Source organism: Embleya sp. NPDC050493 (assembly GCF_044458105.1).
Lineage (GTDB): Bacteria > Actinomycetota > Actinomycetes > Streptomycetales > Streptomycetaceae > Embleya.
Genome location: NZ_JBITHP010000056.1, coordinates 15,925 through 23,184 on the forward strand (window position 1 = coordinate 15,925; position 7,260 = coordinate 23,184).

Annotated in this window: 6 protein-coding genes; 3 read left to right on the plus strand and 3 right to left on the minus strand. The window is 72.1% G+C overall.

Annotated features, from left to right (window positions below; translation table 11 throughout):
- Positions 1 to 161 precede the first annotated feature (161 nt).
- From ACIBM5_RS46130 to ACIBM5_RS46140, 3 genes are read right to left on the minus strand one after another with little or no spacing between them, the layout of a single operon-like run.
- Positions 162 to 947, minus strand: a complete 786-nt coding sequence (locus ACIBM5_RS46130; protein WP_391584422.1) for a 3-oxoacyl-ACP reductase — start codon at positions 945 to 947, stop codon at positions 162 to 164.
- Positions 948 to 2,375, minus strand: coding sequence for an aldehyde dehydrogenase family protein (locus tag ACIBM5_RS46135; protein ID WP_396012698.1), 1,428 nt, complete (start codon positions 2,373 to 2,375; stop codon positions 948 to 950). It abuts the gene before it with no gap.
- A gap of 11 nt (positions 2,376 to 2,386) precedes the next feature.
- Positions 2,387 to 3,754, minus strand: a complete 1,368-nt coding sequence (locus ACIBM5_RS46140) for a glutamine synthetase family protein (RefSeq protein ID WP_396012699.1) — start codon at positions 3,752 to 3,754, stop codon at positions 2,387 to 2,389.
- An 83-nt stretch (positions 3,755 to 3,837) separates the two neighbouring features.
- Here ACIBM5_RS46140 and ACIBM5_RS46145 point away from each other — a divergent pair, with 83 nt between their 5' ends.
- The 3 genes from ACIBM5_RS46145 to ACIBM5_RS46155 all read left to right on the plus strand — a co-directional run bounded on the left by ACIBM5_RS46145 (position 3,838) and on the right by ACIBM5_RS46155 (position 7,127).
- Positions 3,838 to 4,581, plus strand: a complete 744-nt coding sequence (locus tag ACIBM5_RS46145) for a FadR/GntR family transcriptional regulator (RefSeq protein ID WP_396012700.1) — start codon at positions 3,838 to 3,840, stop codon at positions 4,579 to 4,581.
- Between the two features lie 245 nt (positions 4,582 to 4,826).
- Positions 4,827 to 6,278: an ethanolamine permease gene (gene eat / locus ACIBM5_RS46150; RefSeq protein ID WP_396012702.1), complete on the plus strand. Its 1,452-nt coding sequence runs from the start codon at positions 4,827 to 4,829 to the stop codon at positions 6,276 to 6,278.
- Between the two features lie 120 nt (positions 6,279 to 6,398).
- Positions 6,399 to 7,127 (plus strand): gamma-glutamyl-gamma-aminobutyrate hydrolase family protein, encoded by a 729-nt coding sequence (locus ACIBM5_RS46155; protein WP_396012701.1) that lies wholly within the window; start codon positions 6,399 to 6,401, stop codon positions 7,125 to 7,127.
- Positions 7,128 to 7,260: the final 133 nt, after the last annotated feature.

The following is a 7,260-nucleotide window of genomic DNA, read 5'->3' on the forward strand; positions in this document are numbered from 1 at the left end:
CCCCTCACCCCCCCCGCCCACCGCCTGACGCGGCGCGCCCCCGCGACCCCGGGGGGGGGCGGGGGGGCCCGCCCCCCCCCCCCCCGCCGCCGGACGAGCACCGATACCGGCCCACCCGGTTCGGGCCGGGGCCCACGGCGCACCGACGGGCGCGGCACCGGCTACATCGGGGTGACGTACGCCCCGGCGATACCGCCGTCCACCAGGAATTCGGCGGCGTTGACGAACGACGAGTCGTCGCTTGCCAGGAAGGCGACCGCGGCCGCGAGTTCCTCGGGTTCGGCGAAGCGGCCGACCGGGATGTGCACGAGCCGGCGGGCCGCCCGCTCCGGGTCCTTGGCGAACAGTTCCTTGAGCAGCGGCGTGTTCACCGGGCCCGGGCACAGCGCGTTGACCCGGATGCCCTCGCGGGCGAACTGCACGCCCAGTTCCCGTGACATCGCGAGCACGCCGCCCTTGGACGCGGTGTAGGAGATCTGCGAGGTCGCCGCGCCCATCACCGCCACGAACGACGCGGTGTTGATGATCGAGCCCCTGCCCTGGCGCTGCATGTACGGCAACGCGGCCTTGCAGCACAGGAACACCGAAGTGAGGTTGACCTCCTGCACCCGGCGCCACGCGTCCAGACCGGTGGTCAGGATCGAGTCGTCGTCGGGCGGCGAGATGCCCGCGTTGTTGAACGCGACGTCGACGGAGCCGTAGGTGTCGAACGCGGTCTTGAACAGCGCCTCGACCTGCTCGGCGTCGGTGACGTCGACCCGCACGAAGAGTCCGCCGACCTCTTCGGCGGCGGCCTTCCCGGATGCCTCGTCGATGTCGGCACACACCACGTTCGCGCCTTCGGAGGCCAGTCGCCGGGCGGAGGCCAGGCCGATACCGCTACCCGCTCCCGTGACGACGGCGGTACGGCCGACCAGGCGGCGGCACACGGGGGTCTGCTCGGTCACTTAACTCTCCTCGGTGCTGGTGGACTCGGTGCTGATGAACACGTTCTTGATCTCGGTGAAGGCCGCCAGTGCGTCCGGCCCCAACTCGCGCCCCAGCCCGGACTGCCCGAAACCGCCGAACGGGGTCGAATAGCGCACGCTGCTGTGCGAGTTGACGGACAGGTTCCCGGCCCGCACCGCCCGCGAGACGCGCAGCGCGCGACCCACGTCCCGGGTCCACAACGACCCGGACAGGCCGTACGCGGTGGCGTTCGCCAGCCGGATCGCATCGGCTTCGTCGTCGAACGGCAGGACCACCGCGATCGGGCCGAAGATCTCCTCCACGGCCGTGCGGTCCTCGGCGGAGTCGGGCGTGAGGACCGTCGCCGGATACCAGAAGCCCTTGCCGGTGGGCGCGTCCCCGCGGATCGCGGCGGGCGCGTCCTGCGGTACGTAGGAGCGCACCCGCTCGCGATGCGCGGCGGAGATCAGCGGGCCCATCTGCGTGTCGGGATCCCTGGGGTCACCGACCCGGAAGGCGCGCACCGCCGGTTCGAGCAGGTCCATGAAGCGGTGGTAGACGCCGCGCTGCACCAGGATGCGGGTGCGCGCGCAGCAGTCCTGTCCGGTGTTGTCCAGGAACGCGCCCGGCGCGGCGGCCGCGGCGGCCTCGATGTCGGCGTCGGCGAAGACGATGTTCGCGCTCTTCCCGCCCAGTTCGAGGGTCACCCGCTTCACCCCGGCGGCACACCTGGCCATGATGTCCTTGCCCACGGCGGTGGAGCCGGTGAAGACCACCTTGGCCACGCCGGGGTGTTCCACCAGGGCCCGTCCGGCGACCGGACCCGCGCCCGGCAGTACCTGGAACAGTCCCTCGGGCAGCCCGGCGGCCAGGCCCAGTTCGGCCAGGCGCAGTGCGGTCAGCGGGGTGGTCTCGGCAGGCTTGAGCAGAACCGCGTTGCCGGCCGCGAGCGCGGGCGCCAGGCCCCACCCGGCGATCGGCATCGGGAAGTTCCAGGGCGCGATCACCGCGACCACGCCGAGCGGTTCGTGGAAGGTGATGTCCAGGCCGCCGGCCACCGGGATCTGCCGGCCGGTCAGCCGCTCGACGCCACCGGCGGCGTAGTCGAGCAGGTCGCGGACGTTGCCCGCCTCCCAACGGGCGTTGCCGATCGGGTGGCCCGCCTCGCGCACCTCCAGGCGGGCGAGTTCCTCCAGGTGCTCGTCCACGACGACGGCGAAGCGGCGCAGGATGCGGGCCCGGTCGCCGGGGGCGCAGGCCGCCCAGTGCGCGGCGGCGCGGCCGGCCCGGGCCACCGCGGCGTCGACGTCGTGCGCCGAACTCGCCCGGACGGTTGCGACGACCTCCTCGGTGGTGGGGTCGAGGATGTCGTGCTCGTGCGGGCCGTCCGGGTCGGGTCGGTCGTGTCGTTCGTGCTGCTGGGACAACGCCTTGATCCTTACATGCGCTCGAAGGAGCGGAAGCGCTCCCAGTCGGTGACTGCCGTGTCGTACGCGTCCTGCTCGACCTGCGCCATGTGCAGGTAGTGGGCCACCACCTCGGCGCCGAAGGCGTCCTCGGCGATCTTCGAGGCGGCCCACAGTCCGGCGGCCTCGCGCAGCGTGCCGGGCACGTGCGGCGCGTCGCCGGCGTAGGCGTTGCCGGTGCAGGCGTCGCCGGGTTCGAGTTCGTGCTCGATCCCGTGCAGGCCCGCCGCGATCATCCCGGCGACCGCGAGGTAGGGGTTCACGTCGCCGCCGGGGAGGCGGTTCTCGAAGCGGTGCGAATGGCCGTGTCCGATCACCCGCAGCGCACAGGTCCGGTTGTCCGGACCCCAGGCGACCGCGGTGGGCGCGAAGGAGCCGGGCCGAAAGCGCTTGTACGAGTTGATGTTGGGCGCGTACAGCAGGGTGAACTCGCGCATCGCGGCGAGTTGCCCGGCCAGGAAGTGCCGCATGGTCTTCGACATCCCGTACACACCGCTGTCGTCGGCCAGCACCGGCCGGCCGTCGGCGTCGCGCAGGGACAGGTGGATGTGGCACGAGTTGCCCTCGCGCTCGTCGTACTTGGCCATGAAGGTGAGCGACATGCCCTCCTGCGCGGCGATCTCCTTGGCTCCGGTCTTGTAGACGGTGTGCTGGTCGCACGTGGTCAGCGCGTCGTCGTAGCGGAAGGCGATCTCGTGCTGGCCGAAGTTGCACTCGCCCTTGGCCGACTCCACCGTCATCCCGGCCGCACCCATCTCGTTGCGGATCCGGCGCAGCAGCGGTTCGACCCGGCCGGTGCCCAGCACCGAGTAGTCGACGTTGTACTGGTTGGCGGGTGTCATGCCGCGGTAGGCGCGGTCCCAGCCGGCCTCGTAGGTGTCCTTGAAGACGATGAACTCGAGTTCGGTGCCGGCGAAAGCGGTCCAGCCGTGCTCGGCGAGTCGGTCGAGTTGGCGACGCAGGATCTGTCGCGGCGAGGCCGCGACCGGGGAGCCGTCGTGCCACAGCAGGTCCGCGTTGAGCTGCGCGGTGCCGGGATGCCAGGGGGTGCGACGCAGGGTGGCCGGGTCGGGGCGCATCACGAAGTCACCGTATCCGCGTTCCCAGGACGACATCGCGTAGCCGGCCACGGTGTTCATGTCGGTGTCCACGGCGAGCAGGTAGTTGCAGCCCTCGGTGCCGTGGGCGAGCGTGTCGTCCAGGAAGAAGCGGGCGGCGAAGCGTTTGCCCTGGAGCCTGCCCTGCATGTCGGTGAAGGCCAGGACTACCGTGTCGATCTCCCCGGAGTCGACGAGTGCGCGCAGCTCGTCGACGGACAGCGGGGGCGTTCGGTCTGCCAAGGGAATGCCTCCTGTCGGTCCAACCGGAAGCCATAAGGTATGGCCGCGAACCATTGATTGGGAAGAGCCGGAGGGGAGGGATCGTGGAAGAGCGATCCGGGCCGGAGCCGAGGGACGGGCTGTCGCCGCTGTTGCGGCCGGTGCGGGCGGGCAACGGCTTCGAGGAGGCGTTGGAGCAGATCCTCCAGGTCATCCGGCTGGGGCTGGTCTCCGACGGCGGCCGATTGCCCGCCGAACGCGATCTCGCCGATCGGCTGGGGGTCAGCCGGGTGACCCTGCGCGAGGTGCTCAAGGTGCTGGCCGATCAGGGCATCGTGGAGAGCCGCCGGGGTCGCTATGGCGGCACGTTCGTGCGCGAGCGCCCGGGGCCGGTGGGCGACGGCTCGGCCGCCGAGCTGCGCCGCCGGATCGCGAGGGTGGACGTGGAGGACACGCTGCGCTTTCGCGAGGTGCTGGAGGTGGGCGCGGCGGGGCTGTGTGCGGCCCAGGGCCTGGACGAGGCCCAGGCCGCACGGTTGCGGGCGGCGCTGGCGCAGACCCGGGACGCGCCGCTGGCCGAGTACCGGCGCCGGGACACGCTGCTGCATCTGACGTTGGCGCAGTTGTGCGGCTCGCCGACCCTGGCCGGCCAGTACGCGGCGGTCCGGGCCACGGTGAACGACCTGCTGGACTGCATTCCGCTGCTGGTGCGCAACCTGGAGCACTCGCAGCACCAGCACACCGCGCTGGTCGAGGCGATCCTGGACGGTGATCCGGATGCGGCGGCCGAGGTGATGCGCGAGCACTGCGCCGGAACCGCCGCGCTGCTGCGCGGATTTCTCGCCTGAGCCTCCCGCGCGCCCCCGGCTCCGGCCACGCGGATCCCCCCGCCCGGCCGGAGCCGTTTTCCGGTCCGAGCCGCGTCGTTTTCCGGCCCGGGCCGCGCCGTTTTCGCGCCCGCCTCGACCCGCCCACCGAAAAGACATCCGCGCCGGGGCCTTGCGCTGCATCGACTCGAAGGGCAAAGGTATGCGCTCGAACCAATAATTCCCCCTCCCCTCCCTCCCGTCAGGAGTGGCTCGTGGCCGACGACATCCAAGCGCGCACGAAGCAGGGCAGCGGCGGCGCGTCCGCCGAGGCGGAGGACTATCTGGAGAAGCGGGCCCTGCGCCGGGGCAGCGCGGGCTGGTTGCTGCTGACCGGTCTGGGCGTGGCCTACGTCGTCTCGGGCGACTTCTCCGGCTGGAACTTCGGCCTGGCCGAGGCCGGCTTCGGCGGTCTGGCGATCGCCGCCGCGCTGATGGGCCTGATGTACACGTGCATGGTGTTCTCGCTCGCGGAACTGTCCTCGATCCTGCCCGCCGCCGGCGGCGGCTACGGCTTCGCCCGTCGGGCGCTGGGCACCTGGGGCGGCTTCCTGACCGGCACCGCGATCCTGATCGAGTACGTGCTCGCGCCCGCCGCGATCGTCATCTTCATCGGCGACTACGTCGAATCGCTGAACCTGTTCGGCCTGACCTCGTCCTGGCCGGTCTACCTCGCCTGTTTCGTCGTCTTCATCGGCATCCACCTGTGGGGTGTCGGCGAGGCGCTGCGGTTCAGCTTCGTGGTCACCGGCATCGCGGTCGCCGCACTGCTGATCTTCGCGATCGGCGCGTTCACCGAGTTCGACGGCGGCGGGCTGAACGACATCCCGGTGGACCACGACGCGCTCGGCGCCAACTCCTGGCTTCCGTTCGGCCTGCTGGGCATCTGGTCCGCCTTCCCGTTCGGGATGTGGTTCTTCCTGGGCGTGGAGGGGGTGCCGCTGGCCGCCGAGGAGACCAGGGATCCGGCCCGCACCCTGCCCAAGGCGATGGGCCTGTCGATCGGCGTGCTGCTGCTCCTGGCCGTGCTCACCTTCCTCGCCGCGACCGGCGCACACGGCTCGAACGCGGTACAGGACGCGGGAAATCCGCTGGTGACCGCGCTCCAGGGCGACGGCGACCCGACCCCGCTGAGCCGCTTCGTGAACTACGCCGGCCTGGCCGGGTTGGTCGCCTCGTTCTTCTCGCTGATCTATGCCGGATCCCGGCAGCTCTTCGCCCTGTCCCGGGCCGGCTACCTGCCCCGCTTCCTGTCCCTGACCAGCCGCCGCAAAGCCCCCTACCTCGGTCTGCTGGTGCCCGGCGCGCTCGGCTTCGCACTGGCCGCGTGGAGCGGCGACGGCGCTCGGATGCTGAACATCGCGGTGTTCGGCGCGACCATCTCCTACGCGCTGATGTCGCTGTCGCACATCGTGCTGCGCCGCCGCGAGCCCGACCTGCCCCGGCCGTACCGCACCCCGGGCGGCATCGCCACCTCCTCGGTGGCCTTCGTGCTGGCCTGCTCCGCGCTGGCCGCGACGTTCCTGGTGGACAGGCGGGCCGCGTTCATCGCGGTGGGCGTGTACGCCGTCGCCCTGGCCTATTTCGCCCTGTACAGCCGGCATCATCTGGTGGCCAACGCACCCGAGGAGGAATTCGCCGCACTCGCCGCGGCCGAGGCCGAACTCGCCCGGGACTGACCACCCACGCCGGCCGTCACCACACTCCGTCCCGCCGCCGTCCCGAGGCGGCGACCCCGAGGCTGCGATCCCGAGGCAGCAGATCCGAAGCCGAAATCCCCAGGAACCGAGCGACCATTCATGCCCAAGCCACTGATCGGCATCAGCACCTACCACGAGGAATCCGCGCAGTGGGGAGTGTGGCATCTGCCCGCCGTACTGCTCCCCCTCGACTATCCGACCCACATCCAGCGCGCCGGCGGCCTGGCGGTGCTGTTGCCTCCGGACACTCCGGAGGCGGCGGCCGAGACGGTCGCCCGGCTGGACGCCGTGGTCATCGCGGGCGGTCCGGACGTACGGCCCGCCCGCTACGGCGCCGAGCCGCACGCCCGGACCGGGCCCCCGAACGAGGCCCGGGACGCGTGGGAGAGTGCGTTGATCGAGGCGGCGCTGGCCTCCGACACACCGCTCCTGGCGATCTGCCGCGGCATGCAACTGCTGAACGTGGTGCTGGGCGGCACGCTGATCCAGCACGTGCCGGACGTGGTCGGCCACGGCGGGCACACCGGCCCGGCCGGAAGACTGGCCACGCACGTCGTCGCGCCGATCCCCGGCACGCTGTTCGCCTCGCTCGGCGCCGAGCCGTACGAGGTGCCGACCTACCACCACCAGGCGGTGGACCGGCTCGGCCGCGGCCTGGTACCGAGCGCCCGGGCCGAGGACGGCCTCATCGAGGCGGTGGAACTGCCCGGCGAGACCTTCGCGCTGGGGGTCCAGTGGCACCCCGAGGCCGGCACCGACCAGCGGTTGGCGCACGCGTTGATCGCCGCGGCCCGCCGCCCGCGGCTGGTACCGGCCCCGTCCGCCTGAGGTCCGTGGGGGGCGGCCGCGGGCCCCCCCCCCCCCCCCCCCCCCGCCCCCCCCCCCCCCCCCCCCCCCGCCCAAACAGCGGCGGGTGGCGCCCCGCCGGCATAGCACAAACCGGGGGGCCCCCCCCCCCCGG